The organism is Streptomyces sp. YIM 98790, assembly GCF_011421595.1.
GTDB lineage: Bacteria > Actinomycetota > Actinomycetes > Streptomycetales > Streptomycetaceae > Streptomyces.
Genome location: NZ_WTLH01000005.1, coordinates 1 through 22313, shown reverse-complemented (window position 1 = coordinate 22313; position 22313 = coordinate 1). Strand labels below are relative to the sequence as shown.

The following is a 22313-nucleotide window of genomic DNA, read 5'->3' as shown; positions in this document are numbered from 1 at the left end:
GTCAGAATCCCGTCGGGGCGGTCCGGGGGGCCCCGAACACCCCGGGGGGCTGCTCCTGTGCGGCAGCGGTGCCGTCCTGGGGAAGCTGGAAGCAGAAGCCGACCCCGCGCACCGTGCTGATCCAGTTCCGCGAGCCGAGTTTGTTGCGCAGGCTGTTGACGTGCGTGTCCAGGGTGCGGCTGCGCACCGCGCCGTGTTCGTCCCACACCTGGCGGAGAATCCTCCGGCGGGGAACCACGGTGCCCGGGTGCGCCGCCAGCAGACGCAGCAAGTCGAATTCCTTCCGGGTGACCGGCACTTCCCGCTCGCCCAGCAGGACGGTACGGGTGGTGGCGTCAATGGTCAGCGGCCCGTGAGTGAGCAGCGCGGTCGTGTACAGGCGGGGCCGGGCGCGGCGCATCACGGCCTCCATGCGAGCGATGAGCTCGGAGAAGACGCAGGGCTTGGTGAGATAGTCGTCCGCCCCCGCCTGGAGGGCGAGCACCCGGTCGAGCTCGCTGTCGCGGGCGGTGACCACCAGCAGGGGGACATCGTTGACGGAACGGATGTCCCGGCACAGTTCCAGCCCGTCGATGTCCGGGAGTTCGAGGTCGAGCAGCAGGATGTCCGCGCCCTGGTGCTCGCGCAGCACCGCGGCCCCCGTGGTGACGGCCCGGACCCGGTGCCCGTGCCGCTGAAGCCCTCGCCGTAAGGAGACGGGATCGTCCTCCCCGCCGGCCTCGGCGACCAGAATGTTCCAGCCGTGGCGCCGTGATTCGGCGGGATTTCGCATGTGGACACTGTCGAGCTGCACGATAAGCCCTCCAAGAGCATGAGACAACGGTGAGTGCTCATGTAAAAGACCGGTCCGGATTTCGGCTCGGTCTTCAGCGAACTTCGACGGACCGGTCTTCAACTCGGCGGCGTGCACCAACCCGAAGCAAAATATGACGGCGGCTCAGGCCTCGTCAATAATTTTCAGCGGGAGGCTGGTGGTACCAGAAAGGGAATAATCCGGGAGAATGAATCGCCCGGTCGGGGCCGGTGCGGTACGGCAGGCCCGGGCCGGCGTTCGTCAGCGCAGGTGGGGCACCCGGCAGGGTGCCACGGTCTGCGGCAACGGGTCGGCGACGTACAGCCGGGACGGAACGTGCCCCGTTCCGGGGAGTGCCGGCGGCAGGGGGATCAGGAATGCGGCGACGGCCTTGTTGACGGCGTCCATCCTGGACACCGCCCCCAGCTTCCGAAAGATGTTGCCAAGATGTCGCTTGACCGTTCCCTCGGCGATGGACAGCTTCCTGGCGATCTGGGCGTTGCTCAGGGCCAGTGAGGTGAGGGTGAGGATCTCCCGTTCACGTGCCGACAGGCCACGCCCCCGCGGCACGGCCGGTGAGCCGTGGCGCCTCCTGGAGAACGAGAGCATCACCCGCCCGCTGGCCGCGCCGTGCACCGCGGCGAGCACCTCCGCCCGGGTCGGCCCGTTCACGAGGCAGGCGCTGGCCCCGAGCGAGAGCAGTTCCCATGCCGACACGGCGGCGCCGTCCTGCGCGGTCAGCGCCACGATTCCACAGCGCGGTGCGACGCGGCGGAACTCCGCCAGCGTCCGGCGCACATCCTGCCCGGGAAGCCCGACGTCCAGGACGAGCACGTCCGGGTCGACGGCGGCGGCCAGGCGGCAGGCGTCGCCTCCGTCGGTGGCCCGCCCGACGACCAGTACCCCGTTCCCGCTGAGGATGTCCGTGATTCCCCCGCGGACGGCCCCGGGGCCGTCCGCCACCAGAATGCGCAGGGAACCGTGTCCGTTCCCCGGCCGATTCATGACCGGCCCCCGGCCGGGACCGACCTGCCCCGCCCACCGCGCGTCAGCGGCTGCGGGAGAAAACCCACGGCCGGCGGAGTGCCGCAGCTCCGGTGCCGGGAACCGGGGCGGACCCGACCGTCCCGTCGCGGGAGCCCTCCGACGCCGGGGCAGGCCGCCGCACCATCCGCCGCGGCCTCGCCCCAGAGGCATGTCGCCACCCCGGCGGCTGCAACGTGTCGCGGCCGGCTCTGCTCCACACCACACGCTCTTCGGGTTCGCTTCACTGTCCGAAGGATAACCCTCCGCGGTCGCGACCCGGCCGGGCACCGCCCGGTCCCGCGGACCCGGCCGGGTCGCGCTCCACACCGGGGTGGTCACCGTCACCGAACCCCGCCCACGTGCCTCTTTCGGGACATCGCAGCGGCACGGTCTTGATCCTTTAGACCGTGGTGACAAGCATCGGACCGGGGCACGCCGAGGCTGCTCGCCGTCCCCGCCGATCACGGCACCGCATCCTCGCACGGGAGTTGTCCATGCCTTCTCGCCTCTCGGCCACCGAGCCGGTTCCGGGGGCGCATCGCGGCAGGACTCCCGGGAGACGCTGCCGGACCGTCCTGCGAGGCCATCCCGGAGTTGCCCCGCTGCGCGCGTCCGCGGGCGCGGCGGCAACGGGCCCGGAGCACCACACCGCCGCCGGCCGGCCGGCCCTGCCGCACCTGCCGGCCGGCCGCCCGTACGCACGCACCGGCTCCCGGCCCGGGCAGCGCCGCCGGACTCACCGCGGGGTGACCGCCGCGCAGGCGGCCCTGCCCATGTACGCCGGCCGCCGGCACCTCCGAGTTCCGCCGTAACCCGCCGCCGCCGAACCGGGCGTCCCCGCGGCCGTTCGCCGTGGACCGATCGCCGGCGGACGGCTGCCCAGGGCCGCATCCCGTCCCTGCCGCGCCTTCACCACCGTGCCGGTGCCGACGCCTCACCGGCGCTCCGATGCACGCCGCCGCACAGGCACCGTCCTTCAGCCGTCCGAACCCAGGGGAGCATGCATGGCTTCTTCAGTGACGTTCAGTGTTCTCGGTCCGCTCGACGTCACCGCCGGAGGCGTACCTGTGAACCTGGGCGGGATCAGATCGCAACGGGTACTGGCGGTGCTTCTCCTCAGGGCGAACCAGACGGTACCGCTCCAGGACCTGGTCAGCAGCGTCTGGGAGGACGATCCGCCACGGACCGCCGAGCATCAGGTGCGGAAGATCGTCTCCGACCTCAGGCTGCGCATTCCCGGGGGAGCCGCCTTTCTCCGGACCAGCGTCGCCGGGTACCGCGCGGCCGTCGCCGACGGCCAACTGGATCTCCGGCTCTTCGAGCAATGCCTCGATGAGGCGCGCGCCGCACGGGCCTCCGGCGACGTGCGACGGGAAGCGGAACGGCTCACCACCGCACTGCGGCCCTGGCGCGGTACCCCGCTGGAGGGCCTGGACCTGCCCGCCTTGCGCTCACTTGTCGCCGCGCTGCTGGAACGGCGCCTGGCCGCACGGGAACGCCTGATGGAGCTCTGGATCGAATTCGGCGAAGCGCACGAAGCCGTCGAGCAGCTCACCACCATGAGCGGAGAGCACCCCTTACGGGAACACCTCCACGCCCTCCTGATGCAGGCCCTCGCCGCCTGCGGCCGGCAGGCCGAGGCCATCGAGGTCTTTCACCGGCTGCGCCGGCTGCTCACCCAGAAGCTCGGCATCGAGCCCGGTCCCGAGGTGCGCCGCCGCTACCGCCAGATCGTGGAATCGGGAGCAGGACACGTGACCGCCGCACCCCCGGTGCCTTCCGTGGCGCCGGCCGCCCCTGCCACCTTGCCCTACGACATCCCCGACTTCATCGGACGGAAGCGGGAACTGGACGCGCTGATGAACACGGTCTCCCGCACCGGCGACACCGCCCTGACCATCATCACCCTCGACGGCATGGCCGGCGTCGGCAAGACCGCCCTCGCCGTGCACGCCGCGCACCGGCTCGCGGACCGGTACCCCGACGGCCGGCTCTTCATCGACCTCGGCGGCTTCAGCACCGACGGCCGGGACCCGGTGCAGCCGTTCGACGCCCTGGGCCGGCTGCTGCGCGCCCTCGGTCTGCCGGCCGAACAGGTCCCGCATGCGCTTGCCGACCGCATCGCGCTGTGGCGCACCCACACCGCCTCCCGCAGGCTCCTGCTGGTCCTGGACAACGCCGCGAATGCCGGCCAGGTGGAGCCGCTGCTGCCGGGCGGCGGCCGGTGCTGCGTCCTCGTGACCAGCCGTGCCCAGCCGGCCGACCTCGACGGCTCGGTCCCGGTGTCCCTGCATCCGCTGGCTCCCGACGAGGGACTGGCGCTGCTCGCCGCCCTTCTCGGCACCGCGCGGACCGCGGCGGAGGAGCAGTCGGCACGGCAGGTGGTGGCCCTGTGCGACGGTCTGCCGCTGGCGATCCGGGTGGCCGCCGCACCCTTGCGACGGCGGCCCCACCAGACACTCGAGGACGTGGCACTGCGGCTGCGGGAGAGCGACTCGCCGCTGGACGAACTGGTCTCCGGGGGCCGCAGCGTGCGCGCCGCGCTGACCGCTTCCGTGCATGCCCTGAGCCCCGGTCAGCAGAGCCTGTACTGGAACCTGGGCATCTGCACGGGGCCGGACTTCGATGTGTACACGGCTGCCGCGCTGGCCGCTCTTCCGCCGGAGACGGCGGGACGCCATCTGGAGGCCATGCTGGACCTGCACTTACTCGTCCAGCCCCGGCCCTACCGGTACGCCTTCCGCGGACTCCACCGGGCGCTCGTACGAGCCGCCGCCCCGGAATGCCCGGCCGCCGCCCCGGAACCCCTGCGCCTCCTGGAGTACTACCTCACCACGGCGCAGCGCGCCGCGCGCCATTTCGGCAGGACGTGCCCGCCGGCCATCCGGGGCAGCAGCCCGATGGCTCGGCCGGCACTGCGCCACACGGCGGATGCCCTCGCATGGTTCGACACCGAGCATCCGAACCTGCTGGCTTCCCTGGAGCTGGCCGAGGCCATCGATCACCAGCGCTACCGTGCCGTGCTGCCGCTGACGTTGCTCCCCTATCTCCGCGTTCGCGGCCATCACGACGAGGAACTGCGCCTGCTGCGCGTGTCCTCCCGTGCCGCACGTCGGCTGGGCGACGCGCGGCTCGAACACCTGGTCCTGACCTGTCTCCGGGCCTACCACTGAGTCACCCAAGGGTGCGGGGGGAGCCGGAACCCGGGGCAGCTCCATCTCCCGGTGCCGGCCGGGGGACTCCCCCTCGCGGAGGCCGCCGGCCCGATGCGCAGCCGCAGCCGTTCTTCAGGGGGACGCGACCGAGCGGTCGAGGAACCGCCGCAGCCCGGTCCGCACGCCGTCGGTGGGCACGGTGGCGGCGAAGCAGGCCGCCTCCACCGCGAGTCCTTCGTCGACGGGCAGGTTGATGCCGCGGGTGACCGCGCGCAGGCAGGCCGCTACGGCCGTCGGCGCGTGCCGGATGATGCGGTCGGCCAGGTGACGTGCGGTGTCGAGCAGTTCGCCGGCCGGTACGACGGCGTTGACGAGGCCGATCTCCGCGGCCCGCGCGGCCGGGACCGGGTCGCCGGTCAGGATGATCTCCAGACCGCGCTTGCGGCCGACGTGCCGCGGCAGCCGCTGGGAGCCGCCGAAGGGCGGCGGGAAACCCAGGGAGATCTCGGGCTTGGCGAACGTGGCGTGCTCGGCGGCGACCGCCAGCGGAGCGGCCTCCGTGATCTCGCAGCCACCCCCGTACGCGAGCCCGTTGACGGCGACGATCACCGGCTTGGGAAATTCCTCGATCCGCCGGGTCAGCGCGTGTCCCCGTCGGACGATCTCGCGGAGGGCGCGCTCGGGCCCACCGGCGATGCTCCCCGCCAGAGAGGGAATGTCGGCGCCCGCGCTGAACGCCCTGCGCCCCGCGCCGGTCAGCACGATCGCCCGGACGGAGCCGTCGGAGTCGATGCGGTCGAGGCTCGCGAGCAGCGCATCGATCGTCGGGTAGTCGAGGGCGTTGAGCTTGCGTTCCCTGTCGATGGTGACCGTGACGACGTGCTCGTCACGGTCGATGTGCACGGTCATGCGGCCTGCTCCGTTTCGCCTGGGCTTGGACGCACCGAGACTAGGGGCAGTAATCTATGACGTTCTCCTTATTGTCCTGGATACAGACGGATACAGGTGCCACATGCGGCCACCGTCCTACAAGGCCATCGTCGACGAGTTCGCCGCGGCGATCAGGTCCGGCACGCTCGCGGCGGGAACCCGGCTCCCGACGCACCGCGATCTCTCCCGCAGACGGCGGATCGCCCTGGCCACCGCCACCCGGGTCTACGCCGAACTCGCCGCCATGGGCCTGGTGGTGGGTGAACGGGGGCGCGGCACGTTCGTGCGGGTGCAGTCCGGCTACGACGGCCTCGAGCCGTCGCGCGCCCTGCCGGTGCCGCGGGTCGCGGACCTGTCGTTCAATCAGCCGCTGGCCGAGGGCCAGGCCGACCGGCTGCGGCAGGCGCTGCGTGCGCTCTCCGTCTCGGGCGAGGCCGAGGCGCTGCTCCGCCAGGACCCGCCGGGCGGGCGCCTGCACGAGCGGGCGGCCGTGGCCACCTACCTGCTGGACCGGGGCATCGACACGGCGCCGGCCGACGTCCTGCTGACGAGCGGCGCCCAGCAGGCGCTCGACTCCGTGCTGCGCTCCCTCACCAGGCCCGGTGACGTCCTCGCGGTCGACGCGCTCAGCTACCCCGGCATCAGGCTGCTCGCCTCCGCCCACGGTCTCGACATGGCCCCGGTCCCGCTCACGGCGACGGGGCCCGACCTCGCCGCACTCGACCGCCTGTGCCGCACGCGCCCGGTCCGCGCGATCTATGCGATCCCCACCCTGCACAACCCGCTGGGCTGGGTCCTCGACCGGGAACGACGCGACCGTCTCGTCGCGCTCGCCCGTTCCCACGACTGTCTCATCGTGGAGGACGGCACCTACGCGTTCCTCGCATCGTCACCGCCTCCTCCCCTGCGGACTCTCGCCCCCGAACGCACCTGCTACATCGCCGGACTGTCCAAGAACGTGGCTCCCGGCCTGCGGTTCGGCTTCGCCGTGCTGCCCGGCCACCATGTGGAGGGCGTCACCAGGAGCCTCCGCCTGGCGGCCTGGGGCGCCCCGGGACTCGTCACGGCGCTCGCCACCGGCTGGCTGGCCGACGGCACGGTCGCCCGCTGGGAGCAGGAACGCCGGGTCGACGCGGCCGCCCGGCAGGACATCGCCCGGGCTGCGCTGGCCGGGATGCCCTGCACGGCGCATCCGGTGTCGTACATGGTCTGGCTCGGCCTGGAGCCGCACCAGCGTCCCGACCACGTCGCGGCTCTGCTCGCCGAGGCAGGCATCCTCGTGTCCACCGCAGACGCCTTCGCCACCGGCCCCTGCCGCCCCCGAGCGCTCCGGCTGGCACTCGCCACGCCGCCCCGGGACGAACTCGGGACCGTGCTGCGGCGCCTGAGGGAGGTGATCGACTCGATCCCGCCGTGACGGCCTGCCGAGTGCCTCCCGCCCGGGCCTCGGCGCGACGCGATCCCGTCTCGCGGCGGGTGTCCGGTCCGGCCCACGGCGTTGACGGTTCATCCGCCGCTGCCGGCGGCGGAGGCGGCATGGCTGCCGCCGCCACCGGTCTGCTGCGTGGCGGGTGTCACCGGGAGGAGTTCCGTGGGACGCCTGCCCGCGCCGGCTGAACCTGTTCAGGCGAGGGCCGTGCGGCTGTCCGACGGCGCCCGGGCCGGACGGGGTCCTGTCTGTCCGGCCGTTCCCGCAGCCGTTACCGTCACGCTTGTGGAACAGAGGCGGGAGGCCGGGATGGGACGTGCGACAGGATGTCTGACAAGCCTGTGCCTGCTGGGCACGCTGGCCGGCTTGGCGGTGGGCTGGTCGGGCATCCGCGGTGGCAACGCGGTCGGCACCATCGCCGGCATTGTCCTGAGCGGCGTGTTCGGTCTGCTGACCATCCAGCTGATCACAGCTCCCGACAATGCCTCCGGCCCGCCTGCGGACGCGGAGTGATCATGCGCTGCACCGCACGGCCCGGCGGCACGGCGAGCGGCGCCGAGGAGGAACCGGCGAGGCGGCGCCGGTGAGTCCGGAGCGGTGTGCGGCGCCCGCCACCGTCGTCCGGTTCCGGTGAGGCGCCTCAGCTCCCGGCGGCAGGCGTCCAGCCTGCGGTGACGGTCCACCGGCCGGCCCGTGACGCCCCCGCTCCGGAGAGCCGGTGGCCGGCCGTGTACGCACCGCGGGGAACCGACTGTCTCCCGGGCACCTTTCGCCGGGCGGGGCGACGTGGCAGGATGAGACCCGGGATGGGAGCGCTCCCACGACCTCGTCACCTCCCTCCTGCCACCGCATTCCGCCCACCGTGCTGGAGGAACACGTGAGGTACGGCTTCTTCGACGACGAGCGACGCGAGTATGTGATCAACCGGCCCGACACTCCCCTGCCCTGGATCAACTACCTGGGCACCGAGGACTACTTCGGCATTGTCTCGAACACCGCAGGCGGCTACTCCTTCTACCGCGACGCCCGGCTGCGGCGCCTGACCCGGTACCGCTACAACAACGTGCCCCTCGACACCGGTGGCCGCTATGTCTACCTGCGGGACAACGGCTCGGGCGACTTCTGGTCGCCGTCCTGGCAGCCGACCCGCAGCGCACTGGACGCGTACGAGTGCCGGCACGGCCTGTCGTACACCACGATCGCCTCCGCACGCGGCGGCATCCGGTCCGAGACGCTGTACTTCGTCCCGCTCGGCGAGAGCCTCGAGGTCTGGCGGGTGCGGGTGACCAACGACCGCGATGCCGCCGCCGACCTGTCGCTGTTCTCGGCCGTCGAGTTCTGCCTGTGGGACGCCCAGGACGACGCCACCAACTTCCAGCGCAACTACTCCACCGGCCAGGTCGAGCTGGAGGACGGGGTCATCTACCACAAGACCGAGTACCGGGAGCGGCGCGACCACTTCGCGTACTTCGCCTGCTCCGAGCCGCCGGCGGGATACGACACCCAGCGCGACACCTTCCTCGGCGCCTACCGGGGGTGGGACCGCCCGGCCGCCGTGGAGCGGGGCCGGTCCTTCGACTCGGTCGCGCACGGCTGGGCGCCCATGGGCAGCCACCACGTCCGGCTGCCGCTCGCCCCCGGCGAGACCCGCGAGGTGGTCTTCCTGCTCGGCTACTGGGAGAACCCGCGGGACGCCAAGTTCGACCCGCCGGGCTCGCAGACCGTGAACAAGACCCTGGTGCGCCCGGTGATCGAGCGGTGGCTCAGCCCCGGGACGGTGGCCGAGGGATTCGCCGGCCTGCGCGCGTCCTGGGACGCGATGCTGTCGACCATGCAGGTGACCTCACCGGACACCGACACCGACCGCATGGTCAACATCTGGAACGCCTACCAGTCCATGGTGACGTTCAACATGAGCCGCTCGGCGTCCTCGTTCGAATCGGGCATCGGCCGGGGCATGGGCTTCCGCGACTCCAACCAGGACCTGCTGGGCTTCGTCCACATCGTGCCCGAGCGGGCCCGGCAGCGGATTCTCGACATCGCCGCGACCCAGCTGCCCACCGGCGGCGCCTACCACCAGTACCAGCCGCTCACCAAGCGCGGCAACGACGGCATCGGGTCCGGCTTCAACGACGACCCGCTGTGGCTCATCACCGGCGTGGCGGCGTACCTCAAGGAGACCGGCGACCTGTCGGTCCTGGACGAACAGGTGCCCTACGACAACGACGAGTCGGCCGCCACTCCCCTGTACGAACACCTCCAGCGCGCGCTCCGGTACACCCTGGACCGGCTCGGCCCGCACGGCCTGCCGCTGATCGGCCGGGCCGACTGGAACGACTGCCTGAACCTCAACTGCTTCTCGGAAACCCCGGGAGAGCCCTTCCAGACCACCGAGAACAAGGAGGGCGGGGTCGCCGAGTCGGTGTTCATCGCCGGCCTGTTCACGCTCGCCGCCCGGGAGCTGGCGGGCATCGCCGACGCCTGTGGCCGGCCCCGGGAAGCGGCCGAGTACCGCAGCGCGGCGGAGAAGATGGCGGGAACCGTCACCGGGCACGGCTGGGACGGCGCCTGGTTCCGGCGGGCCTTCGACCACCACGGCAACGTGGTCGGCTCCGTTGAGAACGAGGAGGGCCAGATCTTCATCGAGCCGCAGGGCATGTGCATCATCGGCGGCATCGGAGTCGGGAACGGCATGGCGGTCCGGGCCCTGGCGAGCGTCCGGGAGCGGCTGGCCACCGAGCACGGGATCGTGCTGCAGCAGCCCGCGTACTCCCGGTACCGGGTCGAGCTGGGCGAGATCTCCTCCTACCCGCCCGGATACAAGGAGAACGCCGGCGTCTTCTGCCACACCAACCCCTGGCTGATGATCGCCGAGGCGATGGTGGGCAACGGGGACGGCGCCTTCGACTACTACAAGCGGATCAACCCCTCGGCCCGCGAGGACATCGGGGAACTGCACCGCTGCGAGCCCTACGTCTACGCCCAGATGATCGCGGGCAAGGACGCCCCCACCCACGGCGAGGCCAAGAACTCCTGGCTGACCGGCACCGCGGCGTGGAACTACGTGGCCATCACACAGTGGATACTCGGCATCCGGCCGGACTTCGGCGGACTGCGGATCGACCCGGTCCTGCCGGCCGCCTGGGAGGGGTTCAGCGTCAGCCGGAAGTACCAGGGAGCCACGTACGAGATCACCGTGCGCAAGGCCGCGGGCGTCCGGGGCCGGGTGCGGCAGCTGACGGTGGACGGCCGGCGGGTGGAGGGAAACCAGCTGCCGTTGGCCCCGGACGGGTCGGTGGTCCGGGTCGAGGCGGTCATCGAGGAGTAACTGGCGCGGCAGGGGCCTGCCACCGCCGTGAAGCGCGGCGGAGGGGGCCGGGGGCCTCAGGTCCCTCCCCGGGCCTCCTCCGGCTCCCCCCGGTGCCCGCGCCGGGCGGTGCCGGGCCGCGCCGGCGGGTCACCGCCCCTGGCCGGACAGCCGCCGCGCCCGGCACGGGCCGGGGCAGGGGCGGGGACCGCGGGAACCGCGGGCGGCGGGGGCGGCGCGGGACACCGTGGCGGCCGTGGGCCGGCCCTGGCCGGCGGGCGGCCGGGTGACCCTTCCCGCCAGCCTGAGCTGGAGATATCGCTTATCGTCGTCCATATCGGCATACCCACTACCAGGGCCGGGGAACCGAGCGGAACCGTCGCCCGATCAGTCTGGGGAGACACGGATGAGCGAGGAGACACAGCGCCTGTCCAGCGGTATCCGGCTCCACGTCTTCGACCCGGCTCCCGTGGGGGTGATCGTCACCCACGGCCCCGACCACCGCATCGCCTACACCAACGCCGTCTTCCGGGAGACCTTCGGCGACCGGCCGCAGGGCGTGCCGCTCCGGGACGCCTTTCCCGACCTCGCGCAGTCCGGCTACTTCGGGATCTTCGACCGGGTGTTCACCACCGGACGGGCCGAACGCCTGGCCACGGCCCCCGTCGACCTGGCCTTCCCGGAATCGGCGCAGAGCCCGAGGCGCTACTTCAGCTTCAGCATCTCCCGGGCGACACTCGGTGCCGGTGAGCACGGCGTGCCGGCCATCGTGGCGGAGGACACGGAGCAGGTGGAGGCCGCGGAGAGAATCCGGGTCCTGTCCGAGCAGCGCCGCCGTGCGCTGCTGCGCTACCGCAGTCTGGCCAATGCCGGCACGCAGATGGTGTGGGTCACGGCGCCCCAGGGCGGAGTGACGGAGCCGAGCCCCGGCTGGGAACGCGTGACGGGCCAGACCTGGGAGGAGTTCCGCGGCGATGGATGGATCAACGCCGTCCACCCCGAGGACCGCGACGCGATTCTCACGGCGTGGAGCCGGGCGCTGGCCGAGGTCCCCCCGCTGTTCACCCACACCTACCGGCTGCGCCTGGCCGACGGCGGATACCGGCACTTCGCCATCCACGCCGCGCCCGTCCGCGACGGCGACGCGGTGATCGAGTGGGTGGGCACCTGTGCGGACGTCGAACAGCAGTGGCAGGAGAGTTGCCGCGAGGAATTGCTGGCCCGCACCGCTGCCGCCACCGCCGAGAAGGTCCGGCTGGAGGACATGCTCGCCGCCCTGTCCGAGGTGATCGTGCCCGAACTCGCCGACGCCTGCGCCATCTATTTCCTCCCGCAGTCCCTTGACCGCCCCGAGGGCACCGCGCTGTCCGCCGAACGCGTCGTCGCCGTCACCCGCCCCGGCCTGCCCGGACTGCCCCCGCACCATGAGAAGCACCTGCGGCCCGGAAGCGCGCTTGCCCGCGCCGCGGAGCAGCGCCGCACCGTCCATGCCGTCTTCCCGCCCGGCGAGCCCCCGCCCGGCCTGGCCCCGCCGGGAGAGGAGCCGTGGCTGGCGGACGGCACCAACAGTGTCGCCGTGCTCCCCGTTGTCGTCGACGGCGTCACCGCCGCCCTGCTCACCGCCTCCGTCAGCGGCGACCACCCGCCGCTGGGCCGCCCCGAGATCGACCTGCTGAGCGAACTTCTCGAACGGGCCCATGCCCCGCTGCGCAACGCCCTCGAATTCCAGCGCACCCGGCAGGTCGCGCTCGCCCTCCAGCGCAGCCTTCTCACCGCACCGCCCGACGTGCCCGGCATGGACATCGCCGTCCGCTACCGGCCCAGTACCCTCGGTACCGAGGTCGGCGGCGACTGGTACGACTCCTTCATCCTGCGTGACGGTGCCACCATCCTGACCATCGGCGACGTCGCCGGTCACGACCTGCCCGCGGCCGTCACCATGAGCCAGCTGCGCAACATGCTCCGCGGCCTGGCCCTGGACCGCGGGGAGCCCGCCGGGGAGATCCTGCGCCGCCTCGACACCTGCGTGCAGAGCCTTTACTCGGAGTGCACGGCCACCTGCATCGTGGCTCGCGTCGAGAACCCCGCACCCGGCGGTGCCCGTCTCCAGTACGCCGTTGCGGGTCACCCGCCCCCGCTGCTCGTCCAGGCCGACGGGACGGCCCGGTTCCTGACCGCGGCGCGCCATCCGCTCATCGGGCTCGTCCCGGACCCCCGCCACAGCACCGCCCATGAGCTGCTGCCGCCGGCTCCACCGTGCTGCTCTACACCGACGGCCTGGTGGAGCGCCGCGGCGAAGACCTCACGGACGGCCTGGACCGGCTGCACGGCCGGGCGGTGTCGGCGGCCCGCCGCCCCCTGGGGGTGTTCTGCGACGACCTGCTGGCCGGAATGCTGCCCACCGGCGGTGACGACGACGTCGCCATGATCGCCCTGCGGCTGCCCGCCGGCCCGTCCTGACCGCGTCAGCCGATGCGGGGCAGCAGCAGTGCCGTCACGGCTAGGGCCGCGGCGAGGGCGCCGAGCAGAACGGCCACGATCACGGTCAGCAGGCGCCGGCGCAGTTCGGCGTAGCGGGCCTCGTACTCGGCGCGCAGCTCGCGGCAGCGGCGGGTCAGGGCGCGCAGGGTGCAGCGGGTGAGGCCGATGCGGTCCTCGGCGTAGAGCCGCACGAACTCCTCGCGCTGGGCGGTGGTCAGCCAGGGCATGCGGTCGGCCAGCGCCTCGCCGTCGCGGCGGGCCACGGCTGCCTCCGCGCGGGCCCGCAGATAGCCCTCCAGCTGCTCCACGGTGAGGCGGGCCTGGCTCTGGAGATCCATCACGGCTCCCGGGCGGTCAGCGGCTGACGGCCGCATCGTCGGTGTCGATCACGTCGCGCCGTTCGTCCCCCAGCTGCGCCCCGGTGGAGATCTCCGGGTGGTGCAGGTCGAAGGCGGGGGACTCGGAGCGGATACGCGGAATGGTGAGGAAGTTGTGCCGGGGCGGCGGACAGGAGGTGGCCCACTCGAGGGACCGGCCGAAGCCCCACGGGTCGTCCACCGCCACACGAGGGGCGTAGCGGGCGGTCTTCCACACGTTGTAGACGAACGGCAGTGTGGACAGGCCCAGCAGAAAGGCGCCGATGGTGGACAGGGTGTGCAGGAAGGTGAATCCGTCGGCGGCCAGATAGTCGACGTAGCGGCGCGGCATGCCTTCGGAGCCGAGCCAGTGCTGGACGAGGAACGTCAGGTGGAATCCGATGAAGAGGGTCCAGAAATGGACCTTCCCGAGGGTCTCGTCGAGCATCTTCCCGGTGAACTTGGGCCACCAGAAGTGAAAGCCGGCGAACATCGCGAACACCACCGTGCCGAAGACGACGTAGTGGAAGTGGGCGACCACGAAGTAGGTGTCGGTGACGTGCCAGTCCAGCGGCGGCGAGGCGAGAATCACTCCGGTCAGGCCGCCGAGCAGAAAGGTGACCAGGAATCCTGCCGCCCACAGCATCGGGGTCTCGAAGCTGAGCGAGCCGCGCCACATGGTGCCGATCCAGTTGAAGAACTTCACCCCGGTCGGGACCGCGATGAGGAACGTCATGAAGGCGAAGAACGGCAGCAGCACCGCGCCCGTCGGATACATGTGGTGCGCCCATACGGTGATCGACAGACCGGCGATGGCGAAGGTCGCGCCCACCAGCCCGATGTAACCGAAGATCGGCTTGCGGCTGAAGACCGGGATGACCTCCGTGATGATGCCGAAGAACGGCAGCGCGATGATGTAGACCTCGGGGTGGCCGAAGAACCAGAACAGGTGCTGCCACAGCAGCGCGCCCCCGTTGCCCGGGTCGAAGACGTGGGCGCCGAAGAGCCTGTCCGCGGCCAGCCCGAACAGCGCGGCGGCCAGCACCGGGAAGGCCAGCAGCACCAGCACGCTGGTGAGCAGGATGTTCCAGGTGAAGATCGGCATGCGGAACATCGTCATGCCGGGGGCCCGCATGCAGATGATCGTGGTGATGAAGTTGACGGCGCCCAGGATGGTGCCGAAGCCGCCCAGCGCCAGCCCCATCACCCACAGGTCGGAGCCGGTACTGGGGGAGAACTCCTGACGGCTCAGCGGCGTGTAGGCGAACCAGCCGAAACTTGCCGCTCCCTGCGGGATGAGGAAACCGAGCACCACGATGAGGCCGCCGAACAGGAAGAACCAGTACGACAGCATGTTGAGCCGGGGGAACGCCACATCGGGGGAACCGATCTGCAGCGGCATGATGGCGTTGGCGAACCCCGCGAACAGCGGGGTGGCGAACAGCAGCATCATGATCGTGCCGTGCATGGTGAACGCCTGGTTGTACTGCTCATTGGTGAGCAGCTGGGTCCCGGGACGGGCGAGTTCGGCACGCATGGCGAGGGCCAGGATTCCCCCGATGACGAAGAATCCGAACGCGCTGACCATGTACAGCGTGCCGATCTTCTTATGATCCGTGGTGGTCAGCCAGGTGACCACCACCGCCCCCGCAGAACGGCTGCGGGGCTCCTCCACGATCGTGCGCTCCTCGGAAAGCACCACGGCGCAATTCCTCTCATTGACGCGCGCGGTACCGTTCGCGCCTGCCGCCGGTTGTTCGCCGGCTGTCTGTTGTAGCAGCGCAATTCCGGAAGAGGGTGGACATCCGCGCCCGTGTCGCTCCTCGGCGGCGCGCCGGGCCGGGAAGGGCCCGGCGGCCGGGACGTTCAGGGAGAGCCGGCGGAGGGAGCGGGTTCGATCAGGACCCCGCTGCGCGGCCGGCTCGGCACCCGTCGCAGGGGGATGCCGAGATCCTGCGGCGGTACCCGGTAGTCCAGGCGGGCCAGCCGGACGGCAAGTGCCTCCAGCACGGCGACCGTGATCGCTTCCCCGGGGCACCGGTGGCCCGCCGAGGCATCGCCGCCGCCCTGGGGGATGAGTTCGTCCCGTTCCGGGGGCCGCTCCAGGAAGCGCCCGGGCCGGAACCCGTACGGGTCGCCCCACAGCCCGGGGTCGTGGTTCTGCCCGTAGATGTCCAGCAGGACGACCCCTCCGGCGGGGACGGCCGCGCCCCGCCAGGACAGTCCGGTGGCCGCCCGGCCTCCGCTGAAGGGTGCGAAGGGGTAGAAGCGGCGCAGTTCGTGGACGAAGGCGGTGGTGTACTCCGCGTCACCCTCGCGCAGCCGGTCCCGGTTGGCGGGCCAGCGGTGCAGGGCATGTCCGGCGAAGGCGACGTACCAGGCGATCGCCACCGTGGGGCGCAGCACGTTCAGCAGTTCGACCGCGGCCGTGCGGGGGCCGGGCATCCGGTCACCGGCGTCCCGGTGCCGCGCCACCGCGGCGAGCACCGAGTCCTCCGGAACGGTGAGCGCGCCCGACCGTACGTCCTCGACCAGGGGAGCCAGCCACTTCTCGCACCGGCGGCGGGCCGTGCGGGCGCGCCAGTGGCGCGGCCCGAGTGTGGCGAAACCGTCGACCATGGCCACCAGGTCCCGGGCCACCGCTGCGACCCGGCCGGCCTCCGGCGGCACCCCGGCCCACCGGCAGACCCCGGCGGTGAGGACCTGCGCCGCCTCGTCGAACAGCACCACGGCCCCCCGGCGCCGGGCCCACGACTCCACCGCCTCGTCCCAGGCCGCGGTGACGTGTGCGACGAGATCCGCCACCCGGTCCGGCGGGGTGAGGAGCGACAGGAACATCCGCTTGCGGACGCGGTGCTCCTCCCCGTCCAGGGTGTGCACGGCCCCGTGGCCGAAGAGGGTGCTGAGCACCGGCTCCGGAACGGCCCCGTGCCGGTGCACGTACCGTTCGTCGTAGAAGAACCGGACGGCTTCCGGGCCGCGCAGGGCCAGGGCCTGCCGTCCGAGCACACGGGTGTGCAGGGCGTGGTCCGGGGCGCGCCGCATCCGGTCCGGGAGCCAGGCGTAGCCCTCCGCGAGCAGGAGGGCCGTGCGGTCGAGGAGCGGTCGGCGGTGATGAGGCATGGCTTCCCGGTGCCCGTCCCGCCGGGAGGAAAACCGCATGTCCTCCGCACGGCGGAAGGAAGGGCTGCTCCGGCGGGCACCGGCCCTCCCCCGCGGCCGGGTTTCCGGTCTCCGCCGGCGGGGGCCGGCGCCGCACGCCGCGTGGCCTCGTACCCGGCGGGCTCACAGCAGGCCGCGCCGGGCCAGGTTGCGCATCAGTGCCCGCACGCCGAAGGTCCACGGGGCGGCCTGCTCGCTGGGGACGACGGTGTTGACCAGAGCTCCGAGCCGGGGGCTGGAGATCCGCACGATGTCGCCGTGTTCGTGGGTGAACCCCTCACCCGGTGCGTGCCGGTCCTCGGTGGGGGCGAACAGGGTGCCGGTGAACAGCACGAAGCCGTCCGGGTACTGGTGGTGCGCACCGTGGGTGGCGGCCACCAGATCGAGCACATCGCGGCTGATCTCGCGCATGGAGCTGCTGCCGTGCAGGACGTAGCCGTCCGTGCCGTCGATCCGCAGGTCGATGTCGAGCCCGCGCACGGCGTCGATGCCGAAGCCGTCGTCGAGCAGGCGGACGAACGGGCCGATGGCGCAGGAGGCGTTGTTGTCCTTGGCGCGGGACAGCAGCAGTGCGCTGCGTCCTTCGATGTCCCGGAGGTTGACGTCGTTGCCCAGGGTCGCTCCGCGCACCCGGCCGCGCGAGTCCACGACGAGGACGGCCTCGGGCTCGGGGTTGTTCCACACGGAGGCGGCGAGCACCCCGATGTCGGCCCCGGTGCCGACCGCGGACAGCACCGGGGCCTTGGTGAACACCTCCGGGTCCGGCCCGATGCCGACCTCCAGGTACTGCGACCACAGCCCCTCGGACACCAGGAGTTCCCTGGCCCGGCCGGCCTCCGGCGACCCGGGGCGGATGCCGTCGAGTGCGCCGCCCACCACCTGCCCGATGCGGGTCCGTATCCGGGCGGCCTGCGCCGGATCGCCGCCCGTGCGTTCTTCGACGACCCGCTCCAGCAGGCTCCGGGCGAAGGTGACGCCCGCGGCCTTGATCACCTGCAGGTCGACGGGGGCGAGCAGGTGCGGGGCGTCCCGGCGGCCGGTGGCGGTCGCCTCCAGCAGCTCGTCGAGGGGCCAGGCGTGGCCGCCGGGGGCCTCGCGGACGACCGTGGCCGCGTCCTCGCGTTCCAGCAGGTCCGAGACGGTGGGCGCGACGGCGGTCAGGTCGACGGCGTGACCGCCGCGGACCGCGGCCACGCACGGCCCGCCCCACCGCGGCTCATGGACCCGTGCGACGAGGGCGGCCGCTGCCGCGTCCTCCGGCAGGACGGTGCCGGGCGTGAGGGCGGGGCGGGGGCGGGTTGCTGCCGGTTCCACGGTGGTGCTCTCCCGGGATTCGAGGGGTGGTGCCGCTGGGGTGCCGGGCTCAGTGGGAGTCGCGCGGGACCTCGTGCCCGCGGCATCCGCGCAGGAATCCGAAGTCGGCGCCCTTGTCGGCCTGTTCGACGTGCTGGGTGTAGAGCCAGGCGTAGCCGCCGGTGTACTGCTCCGCGGGCGGCTGCCATGCCTGCCGGCGCCGCAGGAGTTCGGCGTCGTCCACGTCCAGGTGCAGCGTGCGGTTCGGCACGTCGAGGGCGATCCGGTCTCCGTCCCGCACCAGGGCGAGGGGTCCTCCGACGGCTGCCTCGGGCGCGACGTGCAGAACCACGGTTCCGTATCCGGTGCCGCTCATCCGGCCGTCGCAGATGCGCACCATGTCGGTGACGCCGGCCTTCAGCAGTCTGGCGGGCAGCGGCACGTTGGAGACCTCGGGCATGCCGGGGTAACCCCTGGGGCCGGCGTTGCGGATGACGATCACGGTGTTCTCGTCGACATCGAGGTCCGGGTCGTCGGCGACCCGGTGGTACGCCTCGGGGGAGTCGAAGACGCGCGCGGGGCCGCGGTGGGTGAGCAGGTGCGCGGAAGCGGCGGACTGCTTGATCACCGCGCCGTCCGGGCACAGGTTGCCGCGCAGGACGGCGGTACCGGTCCCGGCCGGCTGGAACGGGGCGTCGAGGCCGGTGATGACGTCCGGGTCGAGCCGCTCGGCGTCCCGGACGTTCTCGGCGACACCGCGTCCGGTGACGGTGAGCTGCTCGCCGTGCAGCAGCTTGCCGCGGAGCAGTTCGGCCATCACCGCGGGCAGCCCGCCCGCGTAGCAGAAGTCCTCCATCAGGTACCGGCCGCTGGGCATCAGGTTGACCAGGGTCGGCACCGCGCGGGCCAGGGCGTCGAAGTCCTCCGGGCCCAGGTCGACGCCGACGCGTCCGGCGAGGGCGGTGAGATGGATGATGGCGTTGGTGGAGCCGCCGATCGCCGCGTTGACCCGGATGGCGTTCTCGAACGCCGCACGGGTCAGGATGCGCGAGGGGCGCAGCTCCTCCTCCACCATCCGCACGATGCGCCGGCCCGCCGCCTGCGCGGTCTCCATCCGCCGGGAGTCGGCGGCCGGCCAGGCCGCGGAGCCCGGCAGCTGCATGCCGAGTGCCTCGGCCATGCAGGCCATCGTGGAGGCGGTCCCCATCGTCATGCAGTGGCCGTCGGAACGGGCCATGCAGCCTTCGGCGAAGAAGCACTCCTCCTGCGTCATCCGGCCGGTCTTGAGGTCCTCCTCGAACTTCCACACGTGCGTGCCGGAGCCCACGTCCTGGCCCCGGTACTTTCCGTTGAGCATCGGCCCGCCGGTGACCATGACGGCCGGCAGGTCGACACTGGCGGCGCCCATGAGCATGGCGGGCGTCGTCTTGTCGCAGCCGGACAGCAGCACGACCCCGTCGAGCGGGTTGGCCCGGATCAGCTCCTCGACCTCCATGGCCATGAGGTTGCGGTAGAGCATGGCGGTGGGGCGCATCAGCGTCTCGCCGGTGGCCATGGTGGGGAACTGGAGCGGGAAGCCGCCTGCCTGCCACACGCCGCGCTTGACGGCTTCGGCGACCCGGGTCAGGTGGGCGTTGCACGGGGCGAGCTCCGAGGCGCTGGTCGCGATGCCGATGACCGGGCGCCCGTCGAACACCTCGTGGCCGAAGCCCTGGTTGCGCATCCAGGAGCGGTACAGCATCCCGCTGCGGCCCTGTGCGCCGAACCATGCCTGGCTGCGGCGGCTCGTCCGTTTCGCGTCCGTCATGTACCTGCTCCTGTGGTTGTGGTGTCCGCCGATGCGCCGGTGGATGCCCGCGCGGCGCCTGCCGAGGCGAGCGGTGGGGCGGGGCGCGTGCCGGCGTTGCTGCCGGCACCGGTCATCGGGGGACGCCGCCCGTCGTGCGTTGGTACGGGCCCGTGGACCCGTACCATGGAGCATCATTAAATGATTCGATGTATCCCGTCCAGGGGGTGAGCGCGGGCCGTGGCGCATTTCCGGACCAGGCACCAGCAAGTGGTCGACGAGCTCGGCCGGCGCATCGTGGACGGCGTGTGGGAGCCGGGGCAGCCGCTGCCGGTCGAGGACGCGCTCGCCACCGGCATCGGCGTCAGCCGCGGCGCGCTGCGGGAAGCGGTGAAGGCCCTGGTGGCCAAGGGGATGCTGGACGTGCGTCCGCGCACGGGCACCCGCGTGCTGCCTCCGGAGCACTGGAACCATCTGGACCGTGACGTGCTGCGCTGGAAACAGGCCGGAGATCCCGCGGCCCTGCTGCGCGACACGGGTGAGCTGCGCCGGATCATCGAGCCCGGGGCCGCCGGGCTCGCCGCGCGCCGGGCCGGCCCGGCCGGGACACGTGCCCTGTACGACGCCCTGGCCGCCATGGAGGCCGCGGCGGCGAGGCCCGGGCGCAGCGGCTACGTCGAGGCCGACATCGCCTTCCACCGCGCCCTGCTCAACGCGGGCGGCAACCGGCTCCTCGGCTCCCTGGGCCGCGCGGTCGGCATCGCGCTGGAACACAGCTTCCACATCAGCTCCCAGACCCCCGGCGCGGTCGAGGCGTCTCTGCCGCTCCACCGCGCCGTGGCGGAGGCCGTGGCGGCCGGCGACGCCGCGGCGGCGTCGGCGGCCGTGCTGTCGATCATCGAGGCGGCCGAGCGGGAGATCGCCGAGTCTCCCGGCCTGCACCGCCGTCGCCCCCGCGGCCGAGGAGACCGGCCATGAACCGGCACCGGCCCCGCGTCCGCCGCCGCGGCGGGCACCCGCTGCGGAACCGGCGCACGGGCCGGTCGCCCGGCGGTGAGCCGTGAGGCGATGAGGTTCCGTGGGAACCGGCATGCCGTGCCGGGGCGGTACCGGCCGGTGCTCGGTCTGCTGCCCGCACTGCCGGTACTGCCGGTACTGCCGGCGACCGCCGCGGTCCCGATGAGCGGAAGCCCGGCCGCGGCGGCCGCGGCTGCTGCCCGGCTCCGGGCCTGTGCACCCCGGATGCAGCAGACCTCGCCGCGCCGCCGTCCGGGCCGGGAACCGCGGCTCAGCCGCCGGCGGCCCGGGCGAAGCGGGCGGCGACATCGGCCCAGTCGACCAGTTCCCACAGCCTGGTGACGTAGTCGGGGCGGACGTTCTTGTACTGCAGGTAGTAGGCGTGCTCCCAGGCGTCGAAGACCAGCAGCGGGGTGGAGCCCTGCCCGGCATTGCCGTGGTGGTCGTACACCTGCTCCACGATCAGACGCCGGCCCAGGGGCTCCCAGGCCAGCACACCCCAGCCGGAGCCCTGGACGGAGGTGGTGGCCGCGGTGAGCTGCCTGCGGAACGCCTCGAAGGAACCGAAGTGCTCGTCGATGGCGTCGGCCAGCGCCCCGCCGGGACGGCCGCCGCCGTCCGGGGAGAGGTTCTGCCAGAAGATCGAGTGCAGCACGTGCCCCGAGAGATGGAAGGCGAAGGTCTTCTCCAGGCCCACCACGCCGGCGGGGGTGAGGGCGTCCTTCTCCCTGGCCTCGGCGAGCTGCTCCAGGGTGTCGTTGGCGCCCTTGACGTAGGCGGCGTGATGCCTGGCGTGGTGCAGCTCAAGGATCTCGCCGGTGATGGCGGGGGCGAGCGCGCCGTAGTCGTAGGGCAGGTCGGGCAGCGAGTAGACGCCCATGGCGGCTTCCTCTCCGTAACGGTGATCGGATGTCACCCACCCTAAGCCCTTATTGCACATTACTTGCAACAGCAAGAGACATGCATCATGATGGCAGCGGCGGGGCCGGCCCGTCGGCTTCCCCGTGGACGCAACGCCCGCCCGGCGGCGCGCTCCTCCGGGAAGGTGATCGTCTTTCCTCACCGGCACCTGCCGGAACCGGCCGGCCGCGCCGCTCCCGCACCACTCCCCCACCACCCACCGCGCCGGGAGATCCGGAACGGTGACCCGGGTGCGCTCTCTTGACGGCGGGGCGTTGCGCGCCCATGGTGTGTGGGAGCGCTCCCAACACGCTGCCCTTCGTTGTCCGAGGAATCCATGTCCCCGCAGCCGCCTCGCCCGCGCACCGTCCCCTGGGGGACGGTGCGCGGCGCGCTCGGGGCGGAGCTGGCCCTGGTGCTCGCGCTCGCCGCGCATCTGGCCGCGGGCGGGCGGCTTCCCGGACCGGACCGGCTGTCCGTTCTGGCACTGCTGCTGGCACCGCTGGGCGGGCGGGCCGCCGCGCGGAGCCGTCCGCTCTCCCGCACGGTGCTGCTGATGGGCGCGGGCCAGCTCGCCCTGCACCTGCTGCTGTGCGGGCTCACCGCCGGCACCGGGGGCCCGGCGCACGGCCATCCCGGCGCGCCGTCCACCGCCGCGCCGGGGGCCGGCATGGCGGC

14 protein-coding genes and 2 pseudogenes are annotated in these 22313 nt (G+C 72.5%); 7 read left to right on the top strand and 9 right to left on the bottom strand.

Going from position 1 to position 22313, the window contains the following annotated elements; genetic code table 11:
* Position 1 precedes the first annotated feature (1 nt).
* Both GQS09_RS01640 and GQS09_RS01635 read right to left on the bottom strand, forming a co-directional pair.
* Positions 2 to 772 (bottom strand): response regulator transcription factor, encoded by a 771-nt coding sequence (locus GQS09_RS01640; protein WP_165984138.1) that lies wholly within the window; start codon positions 770 to 772, stop codon positions 2 to 4.
* A gap of 282 nt (positions 773 to 1054) precedes the next feature.
* Positions 1055 to 1798 (bottom strand): response regulator transcription factor, encoded by a 744-nt coding sequence (locus GQS09_RS01635; RefSeq protein ID WP_165984137.1) that lies wholly within the window; start codon positions 1796 to 1798, stop codon positions 1055 to 1057.
* A 1025-nt stretch (positions 1799 to 2823) separates the two neighbouring features.
* Between GQS09_RS01635 and GQS09_RS01630 the strand changes: the two genes are divergently transcribed.
* A complete protein-coding gene (locus GQS09_RS01630; RefSeq protein WP_207957349.1) occupies positions 2824 to 4992 on the top strand; it encodes a BTAD domain-containing putative transcriptional regulator in 2169 nt (722 codons plus the stop codon).
* 114 nt (positions 4993 to 5106) lie between these two features.
* Here the strand turns inward: GQS09_RS01630 and GQS09_RS01625 are convergent, their stop codons facing one another.
* The gene (locus GQS09_RS01625) at positions 5107 to 5883 is read right to left on the bottom strand and encodes an enoyl-CoA hydratase-related protein (protein WP_165984135.1); all 777 of its coding nucleotides are present in this window, start codon (positions 5881 to 5883) and stop codon (positions 5107 to 5109) included.
* A gap of 103 nt (positions 5884 to 5986) precedes the next feature.
* On the opposite strand from GQS09_RS01625, the gene GQS09_RS01620 reads away from it, so the two are divergent.
* From GQS09_RS01620 to GQS09_RS28970, 4 genes and pseudogenes are all read left to right on the top strand, one after another.
* A complete protein-coding gene (locus GQS09_RS01620) occupies positions 5987 to 7321 on the top strand; it encodes a PLP-dependent aminotransferase family protein (RefSeq protein ID WP_165984134.1) in 1335 nt (444 codons plus the stop codon).
* 321 nt (positions 7322 to 7642) lie between these two features.
* Positions 7643 to 7846 (top strand): hypothetical protein, encoded by a 204-nt coding sequence (locus tag GQS09_RS01615; RefSeq protein WP_165984133.1) that lies wholly within the window; start codon positions 7643 to 7645, stop codon positions 7844 to 7846.
* Between the two features lie 349 nt (positions 7847 to 8195).
* Positions 8196 to 10661 carry a GH36-type glycosyl hydrolase domain-containing protein gene (locus GQS09_RS01610; protein ID WP_207957348.1) on the top strand — a complete coding sequence of 822 codons (2466 nt, stop codon included), beginning with the start codon at positions 8196 to 8198 and terminating at the stop codon, positions 10659 to 10661.
* Between the two features lie 385 nt (positions 10662 to 11046).
* A pseudogene (locus tag GQS09_RS28970) lies at positions 11047 to 13100 on the top strand (SpoIIE family protein phosphatase).
* Between the two features lie 5 nt (positions 13101 to 13105).
* Here the strand turns inward: GQS09_RS28970 and GQS09_RS01600 are convergent.
* The 5 genes from GQS09_RS01600 to GQS09_RS01580 all read right to left on the bottom strand — a co-directional run bounded on the left by GQS09_RS01600 (position 13106) and on the right by GQS09_RS01580 (position 19739).
* Positions 13106 to 13459 (bottom strand): hypothetical protein, encoded by a 354-nt coding sequence (locus GQS09_RS01600; protein WP_165984132.1) that lies wholly within the window; start codon positions 13457 to 13459, stop codon positions 13106 to 13108.
* 16 nt (positions 13460 to 13475) lie between these two features.
* Complete coding sequence (ctaD, locus tag GQS09_RS01595; RefSeq protein ID WP_165984131.1) at positions 13476 to 15179, bottom strand: cytochrome c oxidase subunit I; 1704 nt, start codon at positions 15177 to 15179, stop codon at positions 13476 to 13478.
* A 164-nt stretch (positions 15180 to 15343) separates the two neighbouring features.
* A complete protein-coding gene (locus tag GQS09_RS01590) occupies positions 15344 to 16600 on the bottom strand; it encodes a cytochrome P450 (RefSeq protein ID WP_165984130.1) in 1257 nt (418 codons plus the stop codon).
* 162 nt (positions 16601 to 16762) lie between these two features.
* Positions 16763 to 17953, bottom strand: a complete 1191-nt coding sequence (locus tag GQS09_RS01585) for a fumarylacetoacetate hydrolase family protein (protein WP_165984129.1) — start codon at positions 17951 to 17953, stop codon at positions 16763 to 16765.
* A gap of 49 nt (positions 17954 to 18002) precedes the next feature.
* On the bottom strand, positions 18003 to 19739 hold the full coding sequence (locus GQS09_RS01580) for an IlvD/Edd family dehydratase (RefSeq protein WP_165984128.1): 1737 nt from the start codon (positions 19737 to 19739) through the stop codon (positions 18003 to 18005).
* Positions 19740 to 19958: 219 nt separating this feature from the next.
* Here GQS09_RS01580 and GQS09_RS01575 point away from each other — a divergent pair, with 219 nt between their 5' ends.
* Positions 19959 to 20696, top strand: coding sequence for a FadR/GntR family transcriptional regulator (locus tag GQS09_RS01575; protein ID WP_165984127.1), 738 nt, complete (start codon positions 19959 to 19961; stop codon positions 20694 to 20696).
* Positions 20697 to 21006: 310 nt separating this feature from the next.
* On the opposite strand, the gene GQS09_RS01570 is transcribed toward GQS09_RS01575, so the two are convergent.
* The gene (locus GQS09_RS01570; RefSeq protein WP_165984126.1) at positions 21007 to 21615 is read right to left on the bottom strand and encodes a superoxide dismutase; all 609 of its coding nucleotides are present in this window, start codon (positions 21613 to 21615) and stop codon (positions 21007 to 21009) included.
* Between the two features lie 342 nt (positions 21616 to 21957).
* Here GQS09_RS01570 and GQS09_RS01565 point away from each other — a divergent pair.
* Positions 21958 to 22313, top strand: a pseudogene (locus GQS09_RS01565) (hypothetical protein); the annotation flags it as partial.

What these genes read in the sequence shown, in the direction of transcription:
- GQS09_RS01640 (WP_165984138.1), bottom strand. Translation starts at nt 772, where the DNA reads ATGCGAAATCCCGCCGAATCACGGCGCCACGGCTGGAACATTCTGGTC.
- GQS09_RS01635 (WP_165984137.1), bottom strand. Translation starts at nt 1,798, where the DNA reads ATGAATCGGCCGGGGAACGGACACGGTTCCCTGCGCATTCTGGTGGCG.
- GQS09_RS01630 (WP_207957349.1), top strand. Translation starts at nt 2,824, where the DNA reads ATGGCTTCTTCAGTGACGTTCAGTGTTCTCGGTCCGCTCGACGTCACC.
- GQS09_RS01625 (WP_165984135.1), bottom strand. Translation starts at nt 5,883, where the DNA reads ATGACCGTGCACATCGACCGTGACGAGCACGTCGTCACGGTCACCATC.
- GQS09_RS01620 (WP_165984134.1), top strand. Translation starts at nt 5,987, where the DNA reads ATGCGGCCACCGTCCTACAAGGCCATCGTCGACGAGTTCGCCGCGGCG.
- GQS09_RS01615 (WP_165984133.1), top strand. Translation starts at nt 7,643, where the DNA reads ATGGGACGTGCGACAGGATGTCTGACAAGCCTGTGCCTGCTGGGCACG.
- GQS09_RS01600 (WP_165984132.1), bottom strand. Translation starts at nt 13,459, where the DNA reads ATGGATCTCCAGAGCCAGGCCCGCCTCACCGTGGAGCAGCTGGAGGGC.
- GQS09_RS01590 (WP_165984130.1), bottom strand. Translation starts at nt 16,600, where the DNA reads ATGCCTCATCACCGCCGACCGCTCCTCGACCGCACGGCCCTCCTGCTC.
- GQS09_RS01580 (WP_165984128.1), bottom strand. Translation starts at nt 19,739, where the DNA reads ATGACGGACGCGAAACGGACGAGCCGCCGCAGCCAGGCATGGTTCGGC.
- GQS09_RS01570 (WP_165984126.1), bottom strand. Translation starts at nt 21,615, where the DNA reads ATGGGCGTCTACTCGCTGCCCGACCTGCCCTACGACTACGGCGCGCTC.